At 46.9% G+C, this 26,297-nt stretch carries 21 protein-coding genes; 8 read left to right on the top strand and 13 right to left on the bottom strand.

What is annotated here, in order from left to right:
* The first annotated feature begins 51 nt into the window (after positions 1 to 51).
* Positions 52 to 1,494, top strand: a complete 1,443-nt coding sequence (locus ACQP6D_RS05750) for an aminoacyl-histidine dipeptidase (RefSeq protein ID WP_427857666.1) — start codon at positions 52 to 54, stop codon at positions 1,492 to 1,494.
* A gap of 196 nt (positions 1,495 to 1,690) precedes the next feature.
* Positions 1,691 to 2,884: an LD-carboxypeptidase gene (locus ACQP6D_RS05745; RefSeq protein ID WP_427857665.1), complete on the top strand. Its 1,194-nt coding sequence runs from the start codon at positions 1,691 to 1,693 to the stop codon at positions 2,882 to 2,884.
* Between the two features lie 40 nt (positions 2,885 to 2,924).
* Here the strand turns inward: ACQP6D_RS05745 and ACQP6D_RS05740 are convergent, their stop codons facing one another.
* Together ACQP6D_RS05740 and hmpA are read right to left on the bottom strand one after the other, a co-directional pair.
* Positions 2,925 to 3,431 (bottom strand): Rrf2 family transcriptional regulator, encoded by a 507-nt coding sequence (locus ACQP6D_RS05740; protein ID WP_427857664.1) that lies wholly within the window; start codon positions 3,429 to 3,431, stop codon positions 2,925 to 2,927.
* 21 nt (positions 3,432 to 3,452) lie between these two features.
* Positions 3,453 to 4,667, bottom strand: coding sequence for an NO-inducible flavohemoprotein (hmpA, locus tag ACQP6D_RS05735; RefSeq protein WP_369608364.1), 1,215 nt, complete (start codon positions 4,665 to 4,667; stop codon positions 3,453 to 3,455).
* A 276-nt stretch (positions 4,668 to 4,943) separates the two neighbouring features.
* Between hmpA and lgt the strand changes: the two genes are divergently transcribed.
* Positions 4,944 to 5,795: a prolipoprotein diacylglyceryl transferase gene (gene lgt / locus ACQP6D_RS05730; protein WP_371688152.1), complete on the top strand. Its 852-nt coding sequence runs from the start codon at positions 4,944 to 4,946 to the stop codon at positions 5,793 to 5,795.
* An 82-nt stretch (positions 5,796 to 5,877) separates the two neighbouring features.
* Here the strand turns inward: lgt and ACQP6D_RS05725 are convergent, their stop codons facing one another.
* From ACQP6D_RS05725 to ACQP6D_RS05705, 5 genes are all read right to left on the bottom strand, one after another.
* Complete coding sequence (locus ACQP6D_RS05725) at positions 5,878 to 8,244, bottom strand: DNA translocase FtsK (RefSeq protein ID WP_371688153.1); 2,367 nt, start codon at positions 8,242 to 8,244, stop codon at positions 5,878 to 5,880.
* 110 nt (positions 8,245 to 8,354) lie between these two features.
* Positions 8,355 to 9,461 (bottom strand): anhydro-N-acetylmuramic acid kinase, encoded by a 1,107-nt coding sequence (locus ACQP6D_RS05720; RefSeq protein ID WP_371688154.1) that lies wholly within the window; start codon positions 9,459 to 9,461, stop codon positions 8,355 to 8,357.
* Positions 9,462 to 9,469: 8 nt separating this feature from the next.
* A complete protein-coding gene (gene xth, locus ACQP6D_RS05715; protein WP_371688155.1) occupies positions 9,470 to 10,234 on the bottom strand; it encodes an exodeoxyribonuclease III in 765 nt (254 codons plus the stop codon).
* Positions 10,235 to 10,308: 74 nt separating this feature from the next.
* Positions 10,309 to 11,634 (bottom strand): M23 family metallopeptidase, encoded by a 1,326-nt coding sequence (locus tag ACQP6D_RS05710; RefSeq protein WP_427857663.1) that lies wholly within the window; start codon positions 11,632 to 11,634, stop codon positions 10,309 to 10,311.
* A 53-nt stretch (positions 11,635 to 11,687) separates the two neighbouring features.
* Positions 11,688 to 12,959 carry a YihY family inner membrane protein gene (locus ACQP6D_RS05705; RefSeq protein WP_371688157.1) on the bottom strand — a complete coding sequence of 424 codons (1,272 nt, stop codon included), beginning with the start codon at positions 12,957 to 12,959 and terminating at the stop codon, positions 11,688 to 11,690.
* 131 nt (positions 12,960 to 13,090) lie between these two features.
* Here ACQP6D_RS05705 and wrbA point away from each other — a divergent pair, with 131 nt between their 5' ends.
* Both wrbA and nfsA read left to right on the top strand, forming a co-directional pair.
* Positions 13,091 to 13,693: an NAD(P)H:quinone oxidoreductase gene (gene wrbA, locus ACQP6D_RS05700; protein ID WP_267408803.1), complete on the top strand. Its 603-nt coding sequence runs from the start codon at positions 13,091 to 13,093 to the stop codon at positions 13,691 to 13,693.
* A gap of 17 nt (positions 13,694 to 13,710) precedes the next feature.
* Entirely contained in the window at positions 13,711 to 14,451 is a 741-nt protein-coding gene (gene nfsA / locus ACQP6D_RS05695) for an oxygen-insensitive NADPH nitroreductase (protein ID WP_267408804.1), read from the top strand.
* 61 nt (positions 14,452 to 14,512) lie between these two features.
* Here the strand turns inward: nfsA and ACQP6D_RS05690 are convergent, their stop codons facing one another.
* The 3 genes from ACQP6D_RS05690 to ACQP6D_RS05680 are packed head-to-tail and all read right to left on the bottom strand — an operon-like array spanning position 14,513 to position 18,258.
* A complete protein-coding gene (locus ACQP6D_RS05690; RefSeq protein WP_371688158.1) occupies positions 14,513 to 15,673 on the bottom strand; it encodes a GDSL-type esterase/lipase family protein in 1,161 nt (386 codons plus the stop codon).
* Positions 15,663 to 16,868, bottom strand: a complete 1,206-nt coding sequence (locus tag ACQP6D_RS05685; RefSeq protein ID WP_371688159.1) for an SGNH/GDSL hydrolase family protein — start codon at positions 16,866 to 16,868, stop codon at positions 15,663 to 15,665. The genes ACQP6D_RS05690 and ACQP6D_RS05685 overlap by 11 nt, the downstream gene beginning before the upstream one ends.
* A complete protein-coding gene (locus ACQP6D_RS05680) occupies positions 16,855 to 18,258 on the bottom strand; it encodes an MBOAT family O-acyltransferase (RefSeq protein WP_371688160.1) in 1,404 nt (467 codons plus the stop codon). Before ACQP6D_RS05680 ends, ACQP6D_RS05685 begins: the two co-directional genes overlap by 14 nt.
* Before the next feature lie 796 nt (positions 18,259 to 19,054).
* Here ACQP6D_RS05680 and ACQP6D_RS05675 point away from each other — a divergent pair.
* Genes ACQP6D_RS05675 through ACQP6D_RS05665 form a run of 3 tightly spaced genes read left to right on the top strand, consistent with a single transcriptional unit; the run spans position 19,055 to position 21,454 of the window.
* Positions 19,055 to 20,032: a cation diffusion facilitator family transporter gene (locus ACQP6D_RS05675; protein WP_427857662.1), complete on the top strand. Its 978-nt coding sequence runs from the start codon at positions 19,055 to 19,057 to the stop codon at positions 20,030 to 20,032.
* A 35-nt stretch (positions 20,033 to 20,067) separates the two neighbouring features.
* On the top strand, positions 20,068 to 20,718 hold the full coding sequence (locus ACQP6D_RS05670; protein ID WP_370389157.1) for an HAD family hydrolase: 651 nt from the start codon (positions 20,068 to 20,070) through the stop codon (positions 20,716 to 20,718).
* 34 nt (positions 20,719 to 20,752) lie between these two features.
* A complete protein-coding gene (locus ACQP6D_RS05665) occupies positions 20,753 to 21,454 on the top strand; it encodes an aspartate/glutamate racemase family protein (protein ID WP_369608352.1) in 702 nt (233 codons plus the stop codon).
* A 77-nt stretch (positions 21,455 to 21,531) separates the two neighbouring features.
* Here the strand turns inward: ACQP6D_RS05665 and ACQP6D_RS05660 are convergent, their stop codons facing one another.
* The 3 genes from ACQP6D_RS05660 to ACQP6D_RS05650 form a co-directional block, all read right to left on the bottom strand.
* Complete coding sequence (locus ACQP6D_RS05660) at positions 21,532 to 22,419, bottom strand: NAD(P)H-hydrate dehydratase (RefSeq protein WP_369608351.1); 888 nt, start codon at positions 22,417 to 22,419, stop codon at positions 21,532 to 21,534.
* Between the two features lie 61 nt (positions 22,420 to 22,480).
* The gene (glnD, locus tag ACQP6D_RS05655; RefSeq protein ID WP_427857756.1) at positions 22,481 to 25,030 is read right to left on the bottom strand and encodes a [protein-PII] uridylyltransferase; all 2,550 of its coding nucleotides are present in this window, start codon (positions 25,028 to 25,030) and stop codon (positions 22,481 to 22,483) included.
* A gap of 17 nt (positions 25,031 to 25,047) precedes the next feature.
* Positions 25,048 to 26,286, bottom strand: coding sequence for a multifunctional CCA addition/repair protein (locus tag ACQP6D_RS05650; protein WP_427857661.1), 1,239 nt, complete (start codon positions 26,284 to 26,286; stop codon positions 25,048 to 25,050).
* Positions 26,287 to 26,297 lie beyond the last annotated feature (11 nt).

Here is a 26,297-nt window from a genome sequence, read left to right as displayed (position 1 = left end):
TCAGGCTGCCATATGGTGGCCTGATTTATTTTGTTGGTGATGGATTTAAATATGAATACTATAGAAGATTTACAACCGCTGCCGGTATGGCAATGGTTTGCTCGTTTGTGTGCGGTGCCTCGTCCTACATTTCATGAACAGGCGGTGCGGGACATGTTGGTGCAGGCTGCACATGAGCGGGGTCTGAACACGGATATTGATGCTAAGGGTAATCTGCGTATTCAGAAACCTGCGACAGTAGGTATGGAAAACTATGCACCAGTGGCACTTCAGGCACATATGGATATGGTGGCTCAGAAAGGTGCAGGGTCGCTGCATGATTTTAAGCGTGATCCGATACAGATGCAGATTAAGGATGGTTGGATGTGGGCCAACGATACTACGCTGGGTGCAGATAATGGTATTGGTCTGGCTATGGGGCTAGCGGTGCTGTTTGCTGATGATGTGGCACATCCTGATATTACGCTGATTGTGACGGTGGAAGAAGAAATCGGTATGGGTGGTGCGGAAGCGCTGAGTGCTGATTGGTTGCAGATGCCGTATCTGATTAATTTGGATACGGAAGAGGCGGGTGAGATTTTTATTGGCTGTGCCGGTGGAAGAGATGCCAGTATAATTTTGCCGCTAGATTGGCAGTCTAATCAGGCTTCTGCCTGTAGGATTCGTGTATCTGGTTTACGTGGCGGCCATTCTGGCGTAGATATTGATAAAAATCATGCTAATGCTAACGTTTTGCTCGCTCGTGTGCTGGCTGAAATCTATGCGCAGGTACCATTTGCTCTGGGCTCGTGGCAGGGTGGTGAGTTGCGAAATGTGATTACGCGCGAGGCGGAAGCGGTGATTGTGCTGGATGAAGCTAGGGCAAAAGCGCTGCTGGAGCCGATTGCAGCGGTCATTACAGATGAGTGGGCGGAAGAAACGCAGTTATGTATTGAGGTGCTGGCTGCGGAAAATCTGCTTCAGGCAGCTTCTTTTGAAAGTACACAGCAGGCGCTGGATTTGTTGATGGCGGTTCCCAACGGGGTAATGCGTATGAGTCCGGACTTTGAGGGAGTTGTGGAGACATCTTCGAATATGGGAGAAGTCAGAACAGGTGCGGATGGTTTGCTGATTCACTGTCTAATGCGTTCGTTGCTGGAGACACCAAAAGATGAATTCAGTCTGCGTTTGCAAGCTTTGGCACGTATGGCTGGAGCAAAGCTAGAACTGACGGCAGATTATCCTGGCTGGGCACCAAATCCCGATTCGGCTTTGCTGAAGCGGACTAGTGATATTTTTGAGCGCCATTATGGTAAAAAACCGCCATTGCAAATTATTCATGCGGGGTTGGAATGCGGTATTCTGAGTGGAAAAGCGCCGCATCTGGATATGGTATCTTTCGGCCCAACAATCCGCGCGGCGCACTCTCCTAAGGAACGGGTAAAGATTGCGGCAGTGGCAGAATGCTGGGCTATTCTGCTGGATTTATTAAAAGCGATACCTCAGCAACATTAAATTATTTTCTGGATGTAGAAAGGCATGGTGATTCCATGCCTTTTGTTAATTTTTTGCTGCTATTAATGACAAACAGGGCTATAGTAGGATTTTATTTAACGGTGCGAGCCGGTAGTTTTTGGTTTACGCTGTTTTGTATGATATTGGCTGCTGTTTTCTCAGCGGGATGAGCTGCCGGAGCAGAAAGTGAGTATTTATGGATTTACAACATCAAAGCCGTCGTGGATTTTTGCGTGCTGGTGCTGCTTTTGCCGGTGCTGGTTTGTTGCAGGCATGTGGCAGTACTCAGAAACCTTCTGTTACACCGGTGTCTGCTTCTAAAGTGCTGAAACCATCTAATGGTAATCTGAATTCTATGCGTATTTTTGCGTGTTCCGGTTTTGGAGAAAGTACCAGCCGCAGTGATTTGGCGGCACAACGTCTGGCTACTGCTGGTTTTGCGGTTTCTAATCAGCAGGCATACGTGCGCCGTTATCAGCGTTTTGCCGGCAGTGATGCTGAGCGTGCTGCTGATTTGCAGGATGTGGCCGCTGGCCGTGTGCAAGTACCTAAAGTGTTGATGGGATTGCGCGGGGGCTATGGAGCGATGCGTATTCTGCCTTTGGTTAATTGGCCGACTTTGGGTGCCCGTATGCGAGAACAGGGTACGCTGCTGTTTGGTTATAGTGATGTGACGGCAGTACAGTTGGCGCTTTTGGCACAGGGGCAGATGTGCAGTTTTGCCGGCCCGATGCTGTATAGTGAATTTGGTAAGCCACAGATGAGTGAATTCACCACTCGTTCGTTTATAGATAATAGCTGCAATCCGGCGATGTCGGTTGTGGTACCTGCGATGCAGAATTATCAGGTTCGAGCTGAAGGCGTGTTGTGGGGCGGTAATCTGAGTGTGCTGTCTGCGCTGGTGGGTTCCCCTTATATGCCTCAGGTTGAGGGCGGGATTCTGTTTATTGAGGATGTAGGGGAACAGCCTTATCGGATTGAACGAATGCTTCAAACTTTATATCTGAGTGGCATTTTGAAGCGGCAGCAGGCGATTGTGCTGGGCAATTTTCGTATGGGTGCGATACGGGATGTATATGACAGTAGCTATACATTTAATGCGGTAGTACAGACGATGGCGCGTTTGACGCGGATACCCGTGTTAACTGGATTTCCGTTTGGACATACAACTGATAAGGTTACATTCCCGCTAGGGGCACGTGCTAGTCTGCATTCGACCAGTGACGGGGGGTACCAGATTGATTTTAGAGACTATCCGGTATTGAATGCATCGGTACTGGCGTTGAATACGCTGATTCCACAGCCGCCTGCTGCAGAGGGGCTGCTGAATGGAATAATTGGCGCGCCGGTGTCTGAGTCTCCTTCATCTGAAACTGAAGATGTGATGTAAGGGTTTTGGCCGGCATTAGGTACCGGCTTTTTAATTCGCTCTATTGAGTAAGCCATTTGATAACGGCCTGATTTGTAGCAGGTACTTGAAGCTGTTTGAGGGTATATTGGTTTAGTGATGCGTAGAATGCCTGTTGTGCCTGATTGAACAACTTGGGCAAAAAGCAGAATTCTGTCATGGAGCAGGGGGGCTGCTGGCAGTTGATTAATGTGGTTATTTCGGATGAGGCTTCTTCTAGAGCTTGTACGATTGAGCCTAGTTGGAGCTGTTGGCTGCCGGCAGCCAGTCTGATGCCGCCGTTTCTGCCTTTGAAAGATTCTATCCATCCTGCCTGTGCCATGAAATAGACGATTTTTACCAGATGGTTTCTGGAGACGTTAAGCTGTTTGGCTAGGTTTTCTACGGTGGAAAGTTCGGATTCGGGCAGGTATTGCAGGGATAATAAGACGCGCAAACCTAAATCGGTGAAACGGTTTAATTGCATGGCAGACTGTTGGGTTGTTGATGTAATGATTTTGCCCGTTTTCAGCTGCCATGAAAAGTTCAATGTTTAAAAACTGCCGTTTTATCAGGCTGCAAGCTGGCTGAATCCACCTGTACCAAAGAGCTCCATAAAGATTTGATTCTGGGGGATGTGCAGTTTGCGCAAAGCCTGATATTGGCTATGCATGAATGCTTTGGGTCCGCACAGATAATAGTCGGCATCGCTGGGTAGGAGGCTATTATCCAATTCGGAAAGCTCAAGTCGCCCTTTTTTGTCTGCCATCAGTTCGGTACCAGGATTTTCACAAGCCAGATAGCTATGTAGATTGTGCATGCTCTGCTGCAAGCCGATGATGTGTTGGTGCATGGCTAGTACGTCGCTGTTGCGGCAGGCATGGATAAAGCTGATATGTTGTTGGTTTTTGTTTGCGGCAAGGGTATTAAGTATGGCAATCATAGGAGTAATGCCAACACCGGCGCTGATGAGGACGATGCTTTTATCGGTATGGTGTAATAGGAAGGTGCCAGTGGGATGGGTGACTTCTATTTCGTCTCCGATATGATAATGTTGATGAAGGGTATTGGAAACGTAACCTGCTTCATGCTGCTGGTCGGCAGCTTCTTTTTTTATACTGATGCGAAAATAGTCAGGATGGTTGCTGTCTGACAAAGAATACTGACGTGGTTGTTTGATTCCTAGCTGGGGCACCATGACGCGGACGGATATATATTGTCCGGGTATATAGGTGGGCAGTGGTGTATTGTCTGCAGGTTGTAGATAAAAAGATGTGATTTCGCTACTTTCTGGCTGTTTGTCTACAATTTTAAATTTTTTCCAACCATTCCAGCCGCCATAATTCTTTTCCTGCTGCTGGTAAAGATTAGCTTCGGTTTTTATGAGAATATCGGCTAGTTGCTGATAAGCGGCTGTCCATGCTGCTATCAATTCGCTATCCATAGGTACGTTTAATACTTCGCTGATGGAATGTAATAAGTTGGTTCCGACTATTGGATATTGTTCTGGCTGTATGTCGAGGCTGACGTGGCGATGCGCTATTTGGCTGACGGCGTCGCCAAGATTTTGCAATTTGGTGATGTTCTGTGCATAGGCGAGTATGGCTTTGGCAAGTGCCTGTGGCTGTGCATCGTTGCGCTGATTGCCGAGATTGAATGTTTCTTTTAGCTCTGGATGGTTGCTAAGCATTCTATTGTAAAAATAGCGGGTTAGTTCTACGCCGTGTTGCTGGAGTGTGGGTATGGTGGCCTGAATTAGTTCGATTTGTTTGTCAGTTAATTGCATAAGTGCTCTCCTGATTGTTTTAATATGTATATAAAATACATATTTTATGTTAGGCGGCTTGCGTTGTGATGTCAATGCAGTTGAGGATATTTGTGATATTTGCTGCGGCTATCCGTTAGTGGCTAATGTGTGGTTGTAATGAAATTAGGGCATGGTTTGGCTGCTTGAGTTAAACTGTGAGCTGTTTTAGCTGTGGTGTTATGGCCATGGTGTTTATGTCCGGCTGTGAGTTTTTGGCCGGTACGTTGGGCAGGATATCTGAGGAATGCTAAGTTTATGATGATTCATCCGAATTTTGACCCAGTGCTGGTGCATCTGGGACCGCTGGCGATTCGCTGGTATGCGTTGAGTTATATTGTTGGTTTTTGTTTGTTTATCTGGCTTGGGCGACGGCGCATACGAAGCGGACAAACGGTATTTACTAATGAGCTGCTGGATGATTTTATTACCTGGGGTGTTTTTGGGGTGATATTAGGCGGCCGTTTGGGCTATGTGCTGTTTTATCAGCCGGCATTCTATCTGAGCCATCCATTGGAAATACTGAAAGTCTGGCAGGGTGGGATGTCGTTTCACGGCGGATTTGTGGGTGTGCTGGTGGCAATGTTGCTGTTTGCGCGCCGTCACCACTTGCGGTTCTGGGGGGTAGCGGATTTTGTGGCGCCACTGGTGCCGCTGGGACTGGCCTGCGGGCGTATTGGTAATTTTATTAATGGCGAACTATGGGGACGGGTAACCAGTGTGAATGCTTTTTGGGCGATGGGTTTTCCGCATGCGCGAGAAGAAGATATGGCGCTGGTGATGCAGGATCCACAGAAATGGCTGCCGGTATGGGAAAAGTTTCAGATGTTGCCACGTCATCCTTCGCAACTCTATGAGTTTTTGCTGGAAGGTATTGTGCTGTTTGTGATTATGTGGCTGTTTGTGAAAAAGCCACGTCCTGTGGGACAGACATCGATGTTATTTTTGCTGGGCTACGGAGTGTTCCGTTTCATTGTTGAGTTTGCGAGAGAGCCGGATGATTTTCTGGGGTTGCTAGCGATGCATATGTCGATGGGGCAATGGTTGAGTCTGCCGATGATAGTGATTGGTGCCTTTGGTTTTGTATATGCCGGCAAAAGGGCGAAATAGGTTATCAGGATAAAATTTTAAAGCCGCAATCGATTAGGGTTGCGGCTTGAGTTTTTTGGAAGCTGGTAGAAGAGACAAAGATTTAGATATTGTCCTTTTGTGCCAGTATGCGCCGGTTGCCTCCCAGCTCGGCGGCAGAAACGATTCCGGCGGCTTCCAGTGCTTCCATTAGGTTGGCGGCACGGTTGTAGCCGATGCGTAAATGGCGCTGAAGGGATGAAATTGAGGTTTTTCGGGTTTCAAGTACAAACGCCACGGCCTGATCAAATAATTCGTCGCTGTTGGCATTTGGGTTAACCTGATTGACGTTGGTTTGTGCGGCTTCTCCAGAAAGTATGCCTTCTACGTATTGGGTAGGTGCCTGCTGCTTGATAAAATTAACAACGGCATGTACTTCTTCATCGGATACAAAGGCACCATGTAGCCGTGTAGGCTCAGCCTGCCCCGGTGGTAAAAACAGCATGTCTCCTTTGCCTAAGAGGTTTTCAGCACCCATCTGGTCGAGAATGGTACGGCTATCAATTTTGCTGGATACCTGAAAGGATAGGCGGGTGGGGATATTGGCTTTTATCAGTCCGGTAATGACATCGACGCTGGGCCGTTGGGTGGCCAATATCAGGTGAATGCCGGCTGCGCGGGCTTTTTGTGCCAGACGGGCAATCTGCTGCTCGACTTTTTTTCCTTCAACCATCATTAGATCAGCCAGTTCGTCAATTACCACAACTATATACGGCAGTTTGTTTAGTGGTTCTGGTTCATCTGGATTGGTGCTGAATGGATTAACAAGTGGTGTGCCGCTGGTTTTGGCTATGGCTACTTTGTCGTTGAAGCCACTGATATTGCGTACGCCAACGTGTGCCAGTAGACGATAACGTTTTTCCATTTCAGTTACACACCAGTTCAGTGCCTGTGCCGCTTCTTTCATGTCGGTAACGACAGGTGCAAGTAAATGCGGGATACCGTCGTATACGCTCAGTTCGAGCATTTTTGGGTCTACCATGATGAAGCGGACTTCATCTGGCTGTGCCTTGTACAGAATCGACAATATCATACAGTTAACGCCTACTGATTTACCGGAACCAGTGGTGCCGGCTACAAGTAAATGTGGCATTTTGGCCAAACTGGCGATAACAGGTGCGCCTGCGATGTCTTTGCCCATGGCCATGGTCAGTTTATCGCTGGCGTCGTGAAATATTCTAGCGCCTAAAATTTCTGCCAGTAGAACGTTCTGGCGCTGTTCGTTTGGTAATTCGATACCCATGGTGGTTTTACCAGCAATGGTTTCCACGACTCTTACGCTCTGAACGGAAAGTGAGCGCGCAAGATCTTTGTTGAGATTAACTATCTGGCTGCCTTTTACGCCTTGTGCTGGTTCGATTTCATAGCGGGTGATGACAGGGCCGGTGGTAGCGCTTGTAACGTCTACTTCTACTCCAAATTCTTTTAGTTTGGATTCGATGTGTGCGGCAGTTTGTTGCAGCTCTTCATTGTTGATAGCTGTTGGCTGGCTGGTGGGTTTGGTCAAAAGATTGATTTCCGGTAGCTGTATCAATCCCTGTGTTTTTGTGCTGTTGGCGGGGCTGGTAACTGCTGGTTCGGATATGTTTAGTTCTTGAGCGGTGGGGGCTTCGCTGCGCACGACTACGTTTTTGCGATTGCTACTGGCCACAACCGGTGTATCAATATTTTTGGCGGTGATGGTTTTGGCTTGTTTAACCATGCGCTGTACAGTTTTGTTATTCGGGAATTCGGTAATCAGGCGTTGCGGGCGGCGCAGCAGTTTGCACCATATCCATTCGAATTGCGCCCCGATTTTTTCGATTACCGTTAGCCATGAAACTTGTATTAGTAGCGATAGGCCAATCAGCATCATGAAAATACTGATTACCAGTCCGCCGGTTAGGCCGAAAAATTGTTGCAGTAGATGGCTCAATATCTGTCCGATTAATCCGCCGGCGCCGATGGGCAGGGCTTCTTCTAGCAGGTTTGCCAGTACTAAATTTTCCAGTGTGGGGCTGAAAATCAGTAGGATAATCAGGCCGGTTATGGCCAGCCAACTGCTGTATGGCTTGCTGTTATCGCTGGTGTTGAGTGAACGGGCATTTAGGGGGCGGAAACTCTGATACAAGGCAATTAGTGCTGCAATGATGCACCACCAGACTGAAAAGCCAAAAATGTAATAGCCGATGTCAGCCAGCCATGCTCCAGTAAGGCCGGCTAGATTATGGATTTTGTCGAGCTGGACGATGCCGCGTGACCATGCAGGATCGGCCATGTTAAAGCTGGCTAAAGACAGCATGACAAAAATCGTTACCATTAGTGCCAGTAACCAGAATATGTCGTTAATTAAATTCATTAACCAAGGCTGTTTTGGTTTGCTGGCTTTGGTTGATTTTACTTTTTGCGCGGGCTGTTTGCGGGAAACAGATTTTTTTGGTGTTGTGGCCATAAATATTGCGACTGTAGCGGTATTCTTATCTTAAATTAACTGGTTATTATAAAGTCTGTTGGACGGAATACTGGTGCTGGTAACAGGATTTAACGGTTTTTTGCTGATGGTTAAGCCCAGTAGCCGCAGCCAGGAATGCGCGCACCGGCAGCACCGGTGGCGAAGTGAGTGGCTACCGGCTGGCGCTGATACCAGCACGAGGCAAGCCATGCAAAAGCGGCTGCTTCAACCAGTTGTGCTGGAAGTTGTAATGCATCAGTGGTATGCAGTGTGATGTGGTGTCGGCTGAGTAATTGTCTCAATGTTTGCATGAGCAGCATGTTTCGGCTGCCGCCGCCACAGACGTATACGCATTCGGTGCTGGGTGCGGCGCTGATGATGGCGCTGACAGCTGTTTGTGCGGTGAGTTCCAGTAAGGTACGCAATACATCTGCCGGATTTTCTCTACCACTGAGGTAGTGGCTGAGCCAATTCAGGCTGAATAAATCACGGCCGGTGCTTTTGGGATAAGGCTGGGCAAAATAGGCATCGCTAAGCATGGATTGCAGCAGCGACACAATAATTTGCCCTTTACTGGCAAGTGTACCATTGTGATCATATTGTTGTTGCCAGTGTAGTTGTACCCATGCATCCATCAGCATATTGGCAGGCCCTGTGTCGAAGCCGAAAGCCGGCCGGCTAGGAGGTAGGACGCTAATGTTGGCTATGCCGCCTAAATTCAGTACTACGCGTGATTGCTGTGTACTGGCAAACACAGCTTGATGAAAAGCTGGAACGAGTGGTGCTCCCTGACCGCCTGCGGCTAAATCGCGGCTACGGAAATCTCCTACTGTGGTAATACCTGTCAGCTCGGCCAGCAGTGCCCAATCCATCAACTGAATACTGTAGTGTTGTTGTGGTGCATGGCGTATGGTTTGGCCATGACAGCCGAGTGCGGTGATGGTTTCTGGCTTTATTTGAGCGTGGCTGAGAACGGCACTGACGGCCTGTGCATTGAGCTGAGCCAGTTGCTGTGCTAATAGTGCGGCCTGTGCAAGCTCGTTGTGAGCGGGGGTTTGTAAAGCCAGTAAATGTTGTTTCAGTTCATCGGGATAAGCAATGAAGGCATGAGCACTGACGCCCTGCCATTCAGTACCGCTGAGTGTGGCCAGCACGGCATCAATTCCATCCATGCTGGTACCTGACATTAGGCCGATATAGTATTGTAAAGGTTGCATGCTGTTCATTAGGCAAGGGTAGCGATTACCGGGGCATGGTCGCTGGGACGCTCCCAGCCGCGTGCACTACTGTCCACCTGTACGTCACGCAGCAGGGGGACAAGTTTTTCACTCAGCAAGATGTGGTCGATGCGAAGGCCAAGCTTGCGTTTGAACATATTCATGCGGTAATCCCACCATGTATAGTGAGCGCTGTCGGGATACAGTTGATGCAGGCTGTCGGTAAAGCCCAATTGCAGCAGTTGCTGAAACCAGCTCCGTTCCTGTGGCGAACATAAAACTTTATCTTGCCATTTTTCAGGGTCGTATACATCGATGTTATACGGAGCTATGTTGAAATCGCCGAGTAATATCGTTTTGGGATGTTTTTCTAGCTGAGTGCGCATATAGGCTTGGAGAGCGGCAAACCAGCGTTCTTTATAGGCAAATTTTTCGCTGCCTATGGCTTCGCCGTTGACACAGTAGGCACAGACAATGCGGATATCATCGATTGTGGCGGCAATGATGCGCTTTTGCGGTTCGTTTAATTCCGGAATATCGATGCTCACTTCTTGAAACGGTTGACGGCTGAGAATGCCCACACCATTGTAGGTTTTCTGGCCGTTCCATGCAGCGTGATAGCCGATGCGGGTGAATTCTGCCTCCGGAAATTTGTCTTGATCAAGTTTCAGTTCCTGCAAGGCCAGTATATCCGGCTGGTTTTCTTCTAGCCAACGCAGAGTATGGGGCAGGCGTACGTTTAAAGAGTTGACATTCCAGGTGGCAATTTTCATGATGGATACACTGTCAGCAAAGCGGTTATTGTATGCGTATTCGGAACTGAGTTCTAGCGTGCTAGTGTGTACGGTTAATCCATCTGGGCGATAGTAACACTCAGATTGCGGATGTCTGCCAGACGGGAATTCCAACGCTGCTCCATCTTTTTGAAAGTCGCCAGTTCGTGTGCATTCAGTTTTCGGGTGGGCAGGGCTACGCTGGCGGGATTAACTGGCTGACCGTTAATTCTAACTTCGTAATGCAAGTGTGGGCCGGTGGAAACGCCGGTGCTGCCGACGTAGCCAATTATATCTCCGGCTTGTACATGTTGGCCGGGACTGAGGTTGGCAAAAGCGCTCATGTGTCCGTAAAGTGTTTGCATGCTGTCGTTGTGACGTAATATCACTGCGTTACCATAACCGCCTTTGATGCCGTAGCTTTCTACTATTCCGTCAGACGGTGCGTGGATCGGTGTACCGCTAGCCACGGCATAGTCTATACCGCTGTGCATGCGCAGGGTTTGCAGTATTGGATGGAAACGGGTACCAAATGGAGAGGAAATGCGTGCACCTTCTACAGGTACACTGGTGAATCCTTGCCGTAAGGGTTTGCCTGTGGCGTCGTAATACTGGCCATTGCCATCATTGCCGGTGTCGAAATAATAGGCTTGATATAGGGTACCGTTGTGGCTGAATTCGGCCGCACGGATGTCACCTGTAGCCAGTTCCTGTCCGCGATAGTACAGGCTGTCGTAAATCAAGCGGATGGTGTCGCCGCTTTGCAGGGTATTAATGTCTATTTTGTCTTTGAATATTTCCCGCAATGATTCGCGGATTTCGACGGGTATGCCGGCCTGCGCCAGTGCTCCACGGGCGGAGGTTTTGACGACAACGGCTTTGAATGTTGGGAGGGTTTCGGTATCTACTGCGCCAATATCGGCATTCCAATTGTTGCCGGTTTTTTTGAGTGCTACCAGATTTTTTTCACCGTTATCATCATCATTGAAAAACTGGATATCGGTCAGGTGGCCATTGTTGTCCATACGGATGCTGAATACTTGGTTCACTTGCAGGTGTTGAACTTGGTTTTTAATGATTTTCAGGTTGGTAATTTGTCGGATTTCTTCGTCATTGATATGAAATCGTTGTAAAACCATGCTGATGGTATCGCCCGGCTGTACGACTTCGTCGCGCCAGAAGTTGAGATTGGTAGTTCGTGGTGTGATTTTTACCGGAGCCAATTTGATGGTGGTTTGCTGTGGCTGGTAGGTTTGTGGCTGGTGTTGGCAGCTGGCCGGAATCACAATACCCAGCAGCAGTATCAGTGTTGCTGCTGTGCCAAACCATAGTCGTGGATGACTGGCTATTTTATTTTTCAGGCGCCTGATTAACGCTGCTGCTTGGTTAAACTTGCTCATGGTCAGGTATTGTGTTGTTTATGCAACGCTAAAACCGGTAAATGTAAAACTATTTATCTGAAATTGCCAGTGCCTTGTTTGGTTTTTGTGTTTTTTTGTTGTTGATTTTCTTTTTCTTGCGCGCTGAAATGGCGAGCCCATTCGCACAGGCTGATATTCATATGTTGTAAACAGGGGTTGAGCAGTGTTTGTATGGAGCTGGCTATGGCTGAGTACTGGTTGGGCTGATATATAAATAGTTGATATAAATCGGCTAGCGTAATTTTGTTGGGGTTGGTTTGTAATACCCAGCCGTTGCTGCTGTCGGTAATGTAGTGCTTGTGTTTGAGTTTGCCTAGTATCTGATCCAGATGTTTGTCGCTGATGCGTAGAAGCTGCTGTAGTTCACAGGATTTTATGGCCTGTCCTTGCTGCTGGCACAGGATTAGTCTGTACATGAGGTCAAGTGCATTTTCAAACGGCTGATACTGACGTAGATGCAGAAATCTGTCTTGATGCCAATAAGGTAATGAAGAAGTGAGTACGGCGCCGGCGAGTAAGAGCAGCCATAACAAATTCAGCCAGATTAGAAATACTGGTATGGCAGCAAAAGCACCGTATACAAGCTGATAATTGCCAAAGTGGGTGACAAATATAGCAAATCCTCGTCGCAGTAAATCCAGCCCGATTGCAGTGATTAATGCACCGGTTAAGGCATGCCGCCAGTTTACAAAACAGAATGGTACCAGTTTGTACAGTAGAAACAGCAACAGAGTTATCAATGCTAGATTGGTGCTGATTTTGAAAATTTTACTGTAAAACGGAATTTGGCCGGCTACGTTGTCTGGATTGGACAAAAAACCGAGGGCTGAAAGACTCATGCCCAGCACCAACGGTCCCAGTGTCAGCAAGGCCCAGTAAATCAGAATACGTATCCATATCGGACGCTGGTCGCGTGCCTGCCAGATTTGGTTGAATGCGTGTTCTATGGTCTGAATCAGCATCAGCGAAGTGATGATCATGAAACTGATGCCTACTGCGGTGAGGCCGCTGGCTTTGTCACGAAAAGCATATAGATAATCGCTCACGGAGTCTGCGCCGGCTGCAGGAACAATAATATGAGTTAGAAACTGATTAAACCGTGTGGCCATATCGGCAAACATGGGAAATGCGTTAACCACAATTACGGTAATAGTAAAAAACGGCACCAATGCCAGTAGGGTGGTGAAAGTTAAGCTCGCAGCAATCAGAGGCAGATTGCAGCGCTGGTAGTTGTGTGCAACAAAAAGTAAAAACTGGGGCAGGCGCTGCTGTAAATATTTGCTTTTAAATAAATGTATATTCATGGCTACTCCTGACAAGCGGCTATCTGATTGTAACCAAAAATGCGGTTTTGCAGCAGAATTTTGGTGCTGACTGGTCAAGTAGGGGCAGTTGCGGCACAATAATGGCATGAAAACAGGTTCAGGAGCGCTTGATGAAAGATTTGCCTATTCTAGTGGTGTATTACAGTTTATCTGGCAGTACCCGCAATCTGGCGCTAGCGCTGGCACGAGGTATAAATAGCGTTGCTGGTTGTGAAGCTTTGTTGCGTACTGTACCTAAGGTATCGGCTGAATGTGAGGCAACTGCTGCCGCCATTCCGGATGACGGCGCACCCTATGTTACGCTTGAAGAGTTACAGGATTGTGCCGCATTGGCGCTGGGTAGTCCTACCCGTTTTGGCAATTGTGCCGCACCGGTGAAATATTTTCTCGACAGCACTAGTAGTCTGTGGTTGGCCGGCAGCCTGATTGGCAAGCCTGCCTGTGTGTTTACCAGCACTACCAGTTTGCATGGTGGGCAGGAGAGTACTTTACTGAGCATGATAACGCCATTGCTGCATCACGGGATGTTGATATGCGGGATTCCGTTTAGCGAGCCACAGCTCAATGCTACGCATAGTGGCGGTACACCCTATGGTGCCAGCCATGTGGCCGGAATGCACAATAACACTCAGTTAAGTGAAGCTGAAGAAGCGCTGGCATTTGCTCAGGGTAAACGGCTAGCAGAGCTAACTTTGCGGCTGGCACGCAAATAATCGTTTTAGGAATAATTATGACTTACCACACCAATTTGAAGAGTGCGGCTACTTTGCCTACAATTTATCGCCACCGCTCAATTCGTAAATTTACTGAAGAAGCTTTAACTGATGAGCAGCGCGAAGCTATATGGGAGGCAGGACGTGCGGCGTCTTCTTCTAGTTTTATGCAAAGTACACATATTATCCGTGTCACAGATGCAGATAAGCGTGCGGCTTTGTGCGAAGTGGCTGCCAATCAGAAATATGTGCGTACGGCGGCTGAATTTTGGGTATTTTGTGTAGACTATACCAGACACCGGCTGGCTTTTCCGGAAGCGCAGCTTGATTGGACTGAAGCGATGATTATTGGCTCGGTTGATGCGGGTATCATGGCTCAGAACTGTTTGCTGGCTGCGGAATCACTGGGTCTGGGTGGTGTGTATATTGGTTCTTTACGCAATGATACTGCCCGTGCTGCAGAAATTCTGGAATTGCCGTCGCTGACATTTCCGCTGTTCGGGTTGTGTCTGGGATATCCGGCACAGGATCCGATGTATCGTCCGCGCTTGCCATTGGATACGCTGGTGAGTGAAAACCGCTATCGTCCGCTTGATCCGGCTAAGCTGGCTGCCTATGATGAGCAGCTGACGCAGTATTATCGTGATCGTAGTGGTCTGGATCTCAATTGGAGTAAGGCCGTTGCCAATAATTTTGCCCAGCCGGTGCGCCCGCATATTCTGCCATTTTTGCATCAGCAGGGACTGGCCACACGCTAAGCTGATTGGAAAAAACACCTGTCCGTGTTGTCTGGACAGGTGTTTTGTATTTGATAAAGCGTTAACGATGTTGTGGTAATGCTAGTATGCTGTCGGCAAGTGCCTCACCCAGACGTTGATAACCACTGGCTGTGAAATGCACACCATCGCTACGCGCTAACCCCTCACCAATCCATGTTTTCATACTGCATTCGCCACCCATGACAGCCTGCCAGTCCCAGTAGAAAGTATGCTGATTTTGCGCTACTTCTTTTTGCATGTTTTGCAGCTCGGTTAGTTTTTCTGGACGTACGCCGCATGAGCCAGCGGTACTTTTAAGGCTTTCTGGAGCACCTAGCAGCATGATAGCGCTATTGGGTGAGGCAGTACGGATGAGAGCTATGGTTTCGATAAGATTCTGTTTTACTGTGGCGGTGTCTAGATTGTTGTAGGCTTCGTTTGTACCGAAAGCCAAAATAATGAGGTCTGGTGCAATCACGTTCAGTTCTTGCTGCCACGCCGTTGTATTCCAGCGATTCCATTGGTTGAGCTGAAAACCGTTGATTCCAAGTGCCGAAAATACTGCTCCTTGCCTGTTTTGATTACGTGCCCACCAGCCACCGATGGCGGTCTGAAAATTCATGCCTGCTTTGACGGTAATTGGAAAACGGGCATTAAACTGGCTGAAATGCCACTGATTATCCTTAGGATGAGCGGCCAGTTCAATCTGCTGGCCGGTGCTATCGGTAACGGATAAATTTTCATCGTTTGGCCCTTGCCGGATGCTGACTGTTACAGTTTGCTCTGCTTCTGGTTCTTTGGTTGCTATTGTCATTACTGAACCGACGGCAGGAGTGGCAATCAAGCCGCCGAGCGTATAGTTTACGTTGGTGTCCGTGCGGCTTGATATGGCCTGCCAACCCTGATTCTGATAGGTATAGCGTGCCAGTCGCATACCGGGAAACTGAGTAGGCATAGCCCAACCAGGGCCTCCGTTGCCCAGCTGCTGTTGCAGACGTACACGGGCGGCGTCTGTGAGGTAATCAGCAGCTGTATGTGAGTCTCCTAGCTGTACGATGTTAATACTTTTTTTCTTAAAGGCCTTTGCCAGCTGTGCCCTGTTATTGTCCGGTAAAGCTGTACTATGGTGCTTACGGCTAGATTGAGCCGGAGCCGGATCGGCAGAGCAGGCCATAATCCACAAGCAGCAGCTTAGGATAGCTAAATGTGTTTTAGTGTACATTTGAGTAATCGTTTTTATTTGGCTGTGCCGGTAAGATAAAGCGGTTGAAAATATCTCTAGCAATAATTTTCTGCCCTGAGATGGTGAAATGAATACCATCTGCACTACGGGTTTTGATTTTTTTGCCATTTGGTTGCATCAAGGTATCAGTATATTCATCTCCATTGCTACCAAGCATGGCGCGGGTATCAACAACAAAACCATGATTTCGCATTACCTCGTCAGTAGTCAACTGACGCAGGTAAACCATTTGCTGATTAAGTTTATGGCGGCGCATATCCGGCGGGGTAAGCCATAGTACGGTTACGTGATGCTGGCGGGCAGTGTCCATAATCGTTTGTATGCGGCTGCGATACATGCTTTCCCAGCGCGCAGAAGCAAAGCTAATAAAGCGGGTGCCATTATGCGGGTCTGGAATATCCCACGGGTCGTTTGGCCCCAAAAATATTACCATAATCTTAATGCGGGGATTGTCATTTAAGGTACGAGCGATGGTTTCTGGCCAGTTGAAAAAGCCAGGATAGGTGAGTCCAGTGCTTTGTTTGGCAAGATTAACGCTTTTGATACCATAGCCCTCGCTCAGCCATTTCTGGATATGTGGCGCCACACCCTGCATTAAGGAATCACCGGCAAAGAATACCTCATCTTCTGCGCCCAGTGTGAAAGCTGATTTGATATTGTCTTGTTTAGCTGTCTGTTGCAGATTCTGCTGCACTGCCACCTGTGTTTTCTGTGCAATAGTGGCTTTATTTTTATCTGCATTAGCAACATGCTGATTAAAGGTTGTTGTGACATTGTGATTGGCAGATGTAATGTTCTGATTTAGCCAGCTGATACCATTATTGAGTACCAATCTTGCTTTGGCGCCTGCTTGCCACCACGAATATTTTTTTAGTTTGGATAAAATACTGTTTTTATGATACGTCTGTTGATAATAGTTTTCTACGGAATCCTGCATCAACCATAAAGATAAGCCGGCAGCAAGGATTAAGCTTAGCAAAACATACCGAAACTGCTGTTTGTTGCTTTTGGGTAATTGTACCTTTGATTCTGATTCTTCATCGGATGCTACTACCATGGGCACAGTGGTCACTGTTTTCACGCTTACCACGGGCATTTGCTCAAACTGAGTATATTTTTTTTTCTGATTATGACTATGGTAGGTTGGCAGACGGCGATATTTAGAAGTTTGCATAGATAAATCCCGGAATTCCGGCCGGCGCACAGATTAATATCAGCACCAGCAGCAATAATAAAGGCACAATCAGACTGTAGCGCGGTAAACTCTCTGCACGCTGGAATAACTGTTTGGTCAGTCTGTTTAGCAATGGATAAGCTATCCAGGCCAGCAGCAACAGGCTGAAAAAGTAGAAAGGGTTGGTACTTAGCGGTACGTTAATATAATTACAGAACAAAGCGTGCAGCAACATTAAAGCATCGTTAAGGGTGGGTGCCCGAAAAAACACAAAACAGAAACACACGAAATGTACTGTAATGATGATGCTTAAAATTTTGCCTACACGGCCACTTTTGCTCAGACTATCGCGTGCCTGTTCAGCAGTACAGTGACGTAGACGGCTATATAGCCAATCGCTCAGGTTTAGCAATACCATCCCTGCACCATGCAATAATCCCCAGATGAGAAATGGCCAGCCATTGCCATGCCAAATACCAGATAACGCCATTGCAATAAGCAGGTTAAGCTGTGTGCGTATACAGCTACCTCGGCTGCCACCTAACGGAATAAATATATAATCCCTAATCCATGTAGACAGGCTGATGTGCCAGCGCTTCCAAAAATCGCGAATATTATAAGCTAATAACGGCGAACGGAAGTTAAGCGGCAAGCGAAAGCCCAACAGCAGACCCATGCCTACCATCAGGTCGCTGTAGCCTGAAAAATTAAAAAACAGCTGTAAAGTATAACCGTAAATGGCAGCCAGTATTTCCAAACTCTGATACTGCATGGGATTGGCAAAAACCGGATCCACCCAGTTATCTCCAATCCAGCCCGAAAACCACCAGTTTTTCGTCAGTGCCATTGCAATCAGACACAAAGCCACTGCTGGGGCCAAAATTCGGCGGCGTTCTACGGCCTGGATTTGCGCGGCCATGCCACAGGGCTGACCAGATATGTCCGTTAAACCACGAGCGTCATAAGCACGAGCAATTGGCCCTGCGGTGATGGTCGGAAAAAAAGCAAGATGCAATGCCAGAGCAGACAAAGATAAAGGCTGGCCGGCTATTTGTCTACCATTGCGAAGTTGATAAAGAGAAACCAGATAACTAATGGCCTGAAATGAATAATAGGATAAGCCCAGCGGTAATATGACATTGGCTATCCAGTCTGTATTACTCCTAAACCAATCCGAATTCTCGTTTATTTGTGCAGAGAAAAAATCGGAATATTTCCACAATATCAGTTGCAGAATGGTAATGGTAATTCCAGATATCAGCCAGATTCTCGGTTTTTTACTGCGATTAATGCAGGCTGATATCACATAAATGATAAATGTATAGATTAATAGGGTGGCCAGAGCCGGCAGTTTACCGCATAGATACACAATCAGATAGCTGGTACACAATAAAAGAAAATTCTGGAGCCTTGGTCTGGCGCCCAGAAGCCAATATAGGCAGAAAAAAACAATGAAACACAGACTAAATTCGATGGATATAAAGCTAAACATGAAGCCAATAAGCAAAAATAAAAAAGAGATTGTTTAACCATGCCAAACATATAAGCAGAAAAGTTTCTGTTTAAAATCAGTTAATTCATGTTTATGCCTATCGGCAGGACACAGAAATTTAGGCTGTATATCACTCGAAGTTGCAAACAAAGATTCTACTGTAGTGGCTTAATTGATTTCTGAATAAAAATTTTTCACCGTTCTGGTTCGGAATACTGTGTTTGTTTCTTTCTGAGGCTCCTGAATAACATTCTTTTCGGTTAATCTAGATTGGCTGTAAATTTCTATATTGATAGAGCCATGGTGGGGCAAAATTGCATCAAATTAGAAAGTGACTATTTTACCTGTAAGTGTGAAATATTGTAACGAAATTCAAATATAAAATTTTGTTATCAAAAAAAATTTTATTTAAGAATATAACTATAGTTATCATATATCAACATAACCGCACTATCTATTGTTGTTTGACCAGTCTCAGTGAAAGCTTTTTATATTAAGTGAATTGAAATAGCAGTAGGTTTATTTTTTTTTGCTATTATCCAAAAGCTCAGCTAATCTGTGGCAATAAATTTCTGTATCTTTAATGCATTATGCCATCATTTGTCCTCAGCTCGGCTGATATCAGTAATTGACTTTTACCTTACGTCAGGGTTTAGCCTGAAGCATTCTCAGGCTATTTTAGATAAGGCTTACTATGCACCAACACAATCATACTCATGAGCACACTCATGAAAGCGGGCATCACCATCATCTTGGAGCACACGCAGCGGATAAGCAGGTACTGCGGGTTTCATTGTTGGTTATCGGGGCTTATATGCTGGTGGAAATCATCGGTGGCTGGTTAACCAATAGTTTAGCGCTGCTTTCCGATGCCGGCCATATGTTTTCCGATGCGCTAGCACTGGCACTGTCGCTAATAGCATTTCATCTGAGTGAACGGCCGGTAAATCAGCGGCAGACATTCGGCTATAAGCGTTTTGAGATTATCGCCGCAGCCGTTAACGGCATCGCACTGATGGTGATTGCAGTATTGATTGTCTATGAAGCCATTGGCCGTTTTGTTAATCCACCAGCCATTGCTACTCGTGGCATGCTGATAATCAGTGTCTTGGGTTTGCTGGTGAATATCGCTATCGCGTGGTATATGCATCGAAGCAGCGAGACCGAGCATAATGTAAATATGCGCGGTGCTTTTTTACATGTGCTGGGTGATTTACTCGGATCTGTAGGGGCGATCGTAGCGGCCATACTCATGATGCTGTTCGGCTGGCGTTGGGCAGACCCGTTGGCCAGTGTAGTAGTGGCCTGTTTGATTGCTTACAGTGGTATCGGTATTCTGAAAACAACATTGCGTATTCTAATGGAAGGAACCCCAGACGACATCGAACTTGAGCAGCTAGGCAATGTGATATTGGCCATGCCAGGAATCAAGGCCGTGCATGATTTACATGCATGGACAATTACCAGTAATATGAACGCATTGTCTTGTCATATTGTTGTGGATGGTACCATTACCGTGGCCGAAGCAGAGAAACTAGTAAATGAGCTTGCCTCTGTTTTGCTCAAACATGATATCCATCATGTAACAGTACAGACGGAAAGCAATGCCCATACACACAGTGACAATTTGTTATGCTGCATGCCTTCTGTTGCTCATCAACATGCACATTAATACAATACATGCAGCTCATGGATGGAAACGAAATCATGATTAAAGCGGTATTATTTGATTTAGATGGCACACTTGCAGATACTGCCCCAGATTTGGGTACCGCTCTCAACCGAGTTTTGGAAAAGCAGCATCTGCCGCAAAAAAGCATGGCCGAAATTCGACCGGTAGCCAGCCATGGTGCTTCTGGACTGATCACGCTGGGAACTGGATGGCAACCGGATCATCCTGAATTTGCCACTTTGCGGCGTGATTTTCTGGCCGAATACGAGCTGCACTTTACTGATGAAACTGTATTGTTTGGAGGTGTCAATGAGCTTTTGCTCAAGTTAGCTGAGCAAAATATTGTCTGGGGCATTATCACCAACAAACCGCATGTGTTTACTGACCGCCTGCTTCCAAAATTAGAATGTAGTGTTAAACCATCTGTAGTTGTAAGTGGTGATACCACCAGCGCTCCCAAGCCCAGCACCATACCGATGTTTTACGCATGCAGACAAATCGGTGTGGCACCGGAAAATTGTATGTATGTTGGTGATGCTGAGCGTGATATGCAAGCAGGACGTCAAGCCGGTATGATTACCGTATTGGCGAACTGGGGTTACATCAGTGCCACAGACGATATAGCGAGTTGGCCAGCTGATTATGTGATTGAGAAGCCTGAACAAATTCTCAAATTATTAAAATAAATAATTTTTTAAATGTATTTCAAGGGGGTTAATAATGAAAACCATCGGTTTAATTGGCGGCATGAGCTGGGAAAGTTCTGCGGAATATTACCGCATGATAAATGAGCAGGTACGTGATCGACTAGGCAGTACCCATTCAGCTCAAAGCATTATGTTGTCTGTTGATTTCGCAGAAATAGAAGCGTTACAGCATCAGGGTCAGTGGGATAAGTTGGCTGAAAAAATGTGCCATGCCGCGCGTCAGTTGCAGCAGGGCGGTGCAGAATGTATCGTTATTTGCACCAACACCATGCATCGTATGGCGGAGCAAGTGCAAAACAGTGTTTGCATTCCATTGCTACACATAGCCGATGCTACTGCCGAACAAATTTGCCGCCAAAAACTTCGCAAAGTCGGGTTGCTGGGTACGGAATTTACCATGAAGCAGGACTTCTACAAAGGACGGCTCACCGATAAATATGGTTTGCAGGTACTGATTCCAAATGATCATGATTGCCAAACAGTGCATAAAATCATATATAACGAACTGGTGTCCGGCATTATTCGTGAAGAGTCGCGCCAGCAGTATCGGCAGATTATTCAACATTTGGTAGATGCGGGAGCAGAGGCCATAATTCTTGGTTGTACTGAAATCATGTTGCTGGTATCTGAAGCAGATAGTCCGGTGCCTGTTTTTGATACAACTGCCATCCACGCTACTGCGGCCGTGAACTGGGCACTGGCAGATAAGCAATAATAGCCCTTTCGTACAATAAACCTTTAGAAGGAAAGTCAAAGCCGGTTACTTATCCAAATATCCGGCTTGTTTACTATTCAATTAGTTTCACTCAGGCGGTTTCTCAGCCAGCGTACAGCTGGGGCAATTTCACCGGCACATAAACCAATAGGGCCAATTTCATTGGCAGCAAGGATATCGGCAGCTGTACCATGTAACCACACACCAGCATAAACGGCTTGCTCCAATGGTATTTGTTGCGCCAATAGACTTCCGATAATTCCGGCGAGCACATCTCCACTGCCAGCCGTAGCTAGCCCGGGATTGCCACTGTTATTCTGCCAAACTTGCCCGTTAGGTGAAGCGATCAGGCTTTGATGTCCTTTCAAAACAACCCATGCATTATATTTTGCTGCCAATCGGCATACTGCTTGGTTGCGGTTTCCTTGTATTTCACTGATGCTGCATTGCAGCAAGCGAGAGGCTTCTCCGGGATGAGGTGTCAGTATAATATTGTGTTTATTCTTTCTACCGGTCAGGATATCTGGCTGCTGTGCCAGCAGATTAAGCGCATCTGCATCCAATAACGTAACTATATTGTGTTGTTGCAGGCATGCTGTCAGTACTGATACAGCCGTTTCTTGTGTGCCCAAACCACAGCCGATTACCCATGCACTAATGTCTGAGCGTTGCAGCAGTTGCTCAGCAGTAGCTAGCATAATTTCCGGCTGTTGTGCCAGTACGGGTAATGGTAAAGAAGGCTGGTTAAAGCCAAGCCAGACTTTACCGCATCCACAATGCAAAGCTGCTACAGCCGACAAAGAAACCGATCCAGCCATGCCTTCAGCGCCACCAATAATACCCAGTGTACCAAAGGTACCTTTATGGCTTTCTGCAGGACGAGGTTGGCATATAGCAGGAAACTGACTGCGTGCCAGCCGCTGCCATTGGCGTAATAATTCTCTGTCAGTCCTGAATGTGTTCATTATCTCTTCACTATATGTATTGTTTACCTGTAGTTTTTAGGCCGTTACTACATTGTCTTGTTCAGCACAGAAGCTGGTCTAGCAGTGCATTTTTTAACTGTAATTGCTGCTGGGTATCTGCTAGATGGGGCGCATACACCAGAAAGCTGTCTTCTACACGTTCGTCCAATGTGGTGATTTTGGCAAATCGGATGCTGATATTCAGCTCTGATAACACTGCGGCAATATTGGCCAATAAAAAGCGTCGATTAGCCGTAATGATGTGTAAATTATACCAGCCAGGGTTATCTTCCTCATCGATGGTAATGCGGGGCGCTATCGGCATATGCCTGCTGCGCCGGCTCAGACTAGCCGGAGTGGCAGCACTCATCGACAGATTGCCATTCACAAACTGATTTAGTGCCAGCTCAGTTTTATTCTGAATACTAAGGTAATCAGCAGTGCTGAGGCCAGATGGAAATTGTAGAATAAAAGTATCCAGAATAAAGTTGTGGTCGGTAATATAGGCACGCGCAGTCAGGATATTCATTCCTGCCTCACTAAACACTGAAGCCAGCTCTGTAAAGAGTTTTGGCCGGTTTGGCATATAAACCATCACTTTTAATGTATTTGTATCCGGCAGCCACTGGCTATGTGCCTGTGGCTGCTGCTCATAATTGATGATTTTGGACAAATGCCACAAAATATCCTGCCATTCATGGCGTGCAAAATACGCCTGCCCCAGAATATGCCACAGTTCACGCTGCTGTGACTCGCTGATTTGATACTGGCTTAATTCATGCATCGCCTGCTGACGCCGGTCAAGAATGGCTGTCTGCCGGTTACTTTGTCTACCGTTAAGGTAATACAGTGCGGCTTTATATAGACTTTCCAGTAGGCTGGCTTTCCATGAATTCCAGATTTTCGGATTAGTACCGCGAATATCAGCAACCGTAAGCAAATACAATGCGGTCAACCGTTCAATTGTTTTAACTTGATTACTAAATCGAGCTACTACTTCAGGGTCTTGAATATCTTCTTTTTGCGCAGTCATCGACATCAACAGATGCTGTTCCACCAACCATGCAAGCAAATCACTTTCCTCTGCGTCCAGAAAATGATCTTTTGCAAAGGAACGTGCATCAGCTACGCCTTTCACGGCGTGATCGCCGCCACGGCCTTTAGCTATATCATGAAACAATGCTGCCATATATAAAATGTGCTTGCGTTCAAAAGCATGCATCAAAGTAGAAGCAAATGGCAGTTCATGGCTGTGTCGTTCCATAGCCAAACGGCGCATATTACGCACCACCATTAAAATATGGTCGTCTACCGGATAGATATGAAACAGGTCGTGTTGCAGTAAACCCACAATTTTTTCCCACGCCGGTAGATACTTGCCTAGCACACCATACAGATTGATAAATCTAAGTAAGTGCGTCAGACCATTGCCATGCCGGAAGAAGCCAGCAAAGCATTCGCGATTGATTGGATTCTGATAAAACGCTTCATTCACTTGCTGATGAGCTGCAGCCCACCATGCTCGCAGGGTTTTTGGTGCCAGACCAATAATATCGCTGTGTTCCTGTGCAATCCGCAGACTGATAAAAATATGCTCCGGCTTATGCCGAAAAAGCTCAAGATTGTGTACCGCCAGCATATTGCCAACTTGATAATAATGTTCATCTAGCTCCACAACTACGCGAGGCAACGTGGCATAGACACGGTCTCGCAGCATCGGCACCAGAATGCCACTGAGTTGTTTTACACCTTTAATGGCACGGTAAAAATCATGCATCAGCTTTTCACTGGAGCGTGAATTTGCATCATCCACATATCCCAGATTTTCTGCTACCTGTGTCTGAAGGTCGAAAATCAGCCGGTCTTCAGCTCGTTTAGCGGTCAGATGCAGCTCAATGCGGATTCTGGCAAGCTGCTTCTGGCAGCTGAGTAGCAATCTTGCCTCGGTGCGGTTTAAAATGGCATTGCGCATCAAATCATGAATTTGGGGCGGTAGTCCCTGTACTTTTGCCAGCCACAATAAAGTATGAATATCACGTAAACCACCCTGAGTGGTTTTTACATTAGCTTCCAACAAGCTGGCTTCACCAGAAGCTTTTGTATAACGTTGGCTCTGCTCCAGTATTTTACCTTCTGTAAATGCAGCGACATCACGCTGTAAATCCAGTTGATGGATTAACTCTGTCGCCAGCTGCCGGCTGCCACACAAATAATGGCTTTCTAGCAATGCGGAATCGCCGGTTAAATCCTGCCGTGCGCTTTCGCATAATTCATCAATCGTACCTACTTTGGCAGCAGGTTGCAGATGAATGTCCCACAAAATCTGAATAAATGCAGCGATCTGATGTTGCAACATATCACTGACTGGCTCTCTACTAACAATAGCTATATCCACGTCTGAAAATGGATACATCTCACCACGGCCGAAACCACCTATTGCCAGTAAACATAATTCCTGCTCGGCAAAAAAGTGCTGCCACAAAGTAGTCAGTATTTCAGAAATAATTTGCGTGTGCTGGCGGAAGTAAACAAACGGATGCTTCCGACGCCGGTAAATTTCGGCAGCCTGCTGTTTATGCAGTTTTAATTTATCGGCCAGAGAAGTAACCAACATTGCAACTACCATAATTAATAGCCATTAGATTGTGATTGACGATAAGCATTCTGCAATGGGCTGATTTGATGTAGCCGCGCTAGTTCTATAGCATTCGCAATATGTTGCGGATTATCAGAAGCTCGTGCAATAGCCGCAGCATCAACTGTCATGGCTGCCGACTGTAATGCCAGCCAGTGTTGCTGCTGCGGATAAGGTTGTTGCTCAAAACCCAGCCGACCACGGACATCGGCCACACAGACTCGCAGAATTTGAGCAAAGCGTTGTGGACGCCGTAACGCATCAGTTTGCTTGAGAATCTCCAGAACAGTTTTGGGTTTCAACTGTCCCACACTGTGCAGCCTGATGTGATAGCTGCATATCAGTAAAGCTAACTGGGCACAGGCTTTGGGAACCTTCCAGCGCTGATTAACAGCTTCCACTAGCTTGATTCCAGCATAATCGTGGCCAGGATGACCAGGTAGCTTATCCTTAGGAGTTAACGCTTTACCTAAATCATGGGTGAGGGCAGCATAACGTTCGGGTAATGAATAATCGTGTTCCGCAGCATACTGAAGGCTCAGTAGCGTGTGCTCACCCGCATCTATTTCTGGATGGTGCACAGCTCGTTGTGGTACCCCAAACAAAGCATCTACTTCTGGCAGAATAATTTTCAGGGCACCGCAGGCACGCAAAACTTCAATCATCAGACGCGGCTGTTTTTCCATCAATCCCTTAGCCAGCTCCTGCCATACTCTTTCTGCGACCAGTGCGTTGACTTCTCCGTTGTCCACCATTTGCCGCATCAATCCCATGGTTTCATCGGCTACCTGAAAGCCATAACGAGCCGCAAAGCGGGCAATGCGCAGAATGCGTACTGGGTCTTCAGCAAAAGCAGGGCTAACATGGCGCAAAATTCCACGACGTAAGTCATCCAGACCATGATAAGGGTCGATCAGATGGCCTTCAGAATCTTCTGCCATTGCATTGATGGTTAAATCACGCCGTTGCAAATCCTGCTCCAGCGTCACATCTGCTGCCGCATGGAAAGTAAATCCACTGTAGCCTGCGGCGATTTTGCGTTCTGTACGCGCCAGCGCATATTCTTCGTGTGTTTGCGGATGTAGAAACACCGGAAAATCTTTGCCCACCGGCTGATAACCAGCCTCAGACATTTCTACCGCTGTAGCACCCACTACTACCCAGTCGCGGTCAGACACAGGACGCTGCAAATATTTATCTCTTACCGCACCACCAACCAAATAAATCTGCATATGAAAATATC

Origin of the sequence: Snodgrassella sp. CS2, from assembly GCF_050310315.1 — a bacterium.
GTDB classification, from domain to species: domain Bacteria; phylum Pseudomonadota; class Gammaproteobacteria; order Burkholderiales; family Neisseriaceae; genus Snodgrassella; species Snodgrassella alvi_E.
This window is presented reverse-complemented; position numbering and strand designations above follow the sequence as displayed.

Coding starts and splice junctions, on each gene's coding strand:
- ACQP6D_RS05650 (WP_427857661.1), bottom strand. CDS start 26,286: ATGCAGATTTATTTGGTTGGTGGTGCGGTAAGAGATAAATATTTGCAG.
- wrbA (WP_267408803.1), top strand. CDS start 13,091: ATGAAAGATTTGCCTATTCTAGTGGTGTATTACAGTTTATCTGGCAGT.
- xth (WP_371688155.1), bottom strand. CDS start 10,234: ATGAAAATTGCCACCTGGAATGTCAACTCTTTAAACGTACGCCTGCCC.
- ACQP6D_RS05675 (WP_427857662.1), top strand. CDS start 19,055: ATGCACCAACACAATCATACTCATGAGCACACTCATGAAAGCGGGCAT.
- ACQP6D_RS05670 (WP_370389157.1), top strand. CDS start 20,068: ATGATTAAAGCGGTATTATTTGATTTAGATGGCACACTTGCAGATACT.
- lgt (WP_371688152.1), top strand. CDS start 4,944: ATGATGATTCATCCGAATTTTGACCCAGTGCTGGTGCATCTGGGACCG.
- hmpA (WP_369608364.1), bottom strand. CDS start 4,667: ATGCAATTAACTGACAAACAAATCGAACTAATTCAGGCCACCATACCC.
- ACQP6D_RS05665 (WP_369608352.1), top strand. CDS start 20,753: ATGAAAACCATCGGTTTAATTGGCGGCATGAGCTGGGAAAGTTCTGCG.
- ACQP6D_RS05745 (WP_427857665.1), top strand. CDS start 1,691: ATGGATTTACAACATCAAAGCCGTCGTGGATTTTTGCGTGCTGGTGCT.
- ACQP6D_RS05710 (WP_427857663.1), bottom strand. CDS start 11,634: ATGAGCAAGTTTAACCAAGCAGCAGCGTTAATCAGGCGCCTGAAAAAT.
- ACQP6D_RS05660 (WP_369608351.1), bottom strand. CDS start 22,419: ATGAACACATTCAGGACTGACAGAGAATTATTACGCCAATGGCAGCGG.
- ACQP6D_RS05725 (WP_371688153.1), bottom strand. CDS start 8,244: ATGGCCACAACACCAAAAAAATCTGTTTCCCGCAAACAGCCCGCGCAA.
- ACQP6D_RS05685 (WP_371688159.1), bottom strand. CDS start 16,868: ATGCAAACTTCTAAATATCGCCGTCTGCCAACCTACCATAGTCATAAT.
- ACQP6D_RS05750 (WP_427857666.1), top strand. CDS start 52: ATGAATACTATAGAAGATTTACAACCGCTGCCGGTATGGCAATGGTTT.
- ACQP6D_RS05690 (WP_371688158.1), bottom strand. CDS start 15,673: ATGTACACTAAAACACATTTAGCTATCCTAAGCTGCTGCTTGTGGATT.
- ACQP6D_RS05720 (WP_371688154.1), bottom strand. CDS start 9,461: ATGCAACCTTTACAATACTATATCGGCCTAATGTCAGGTACCAGCATG.
- nfsA (WP_267408804.1), top strand. CDS start 13,711: ATGACTTACCACACCAATTTGAAGAGTGCGGCTACTTTGCCTACAATT.
- ACQP6D_RS05705 (WP_371688157.1), bottom strand. CDS start 12,959: ATGAATATACATTTATTTAAAAGCAAATATTTACAGCAGCGCCTGCCC.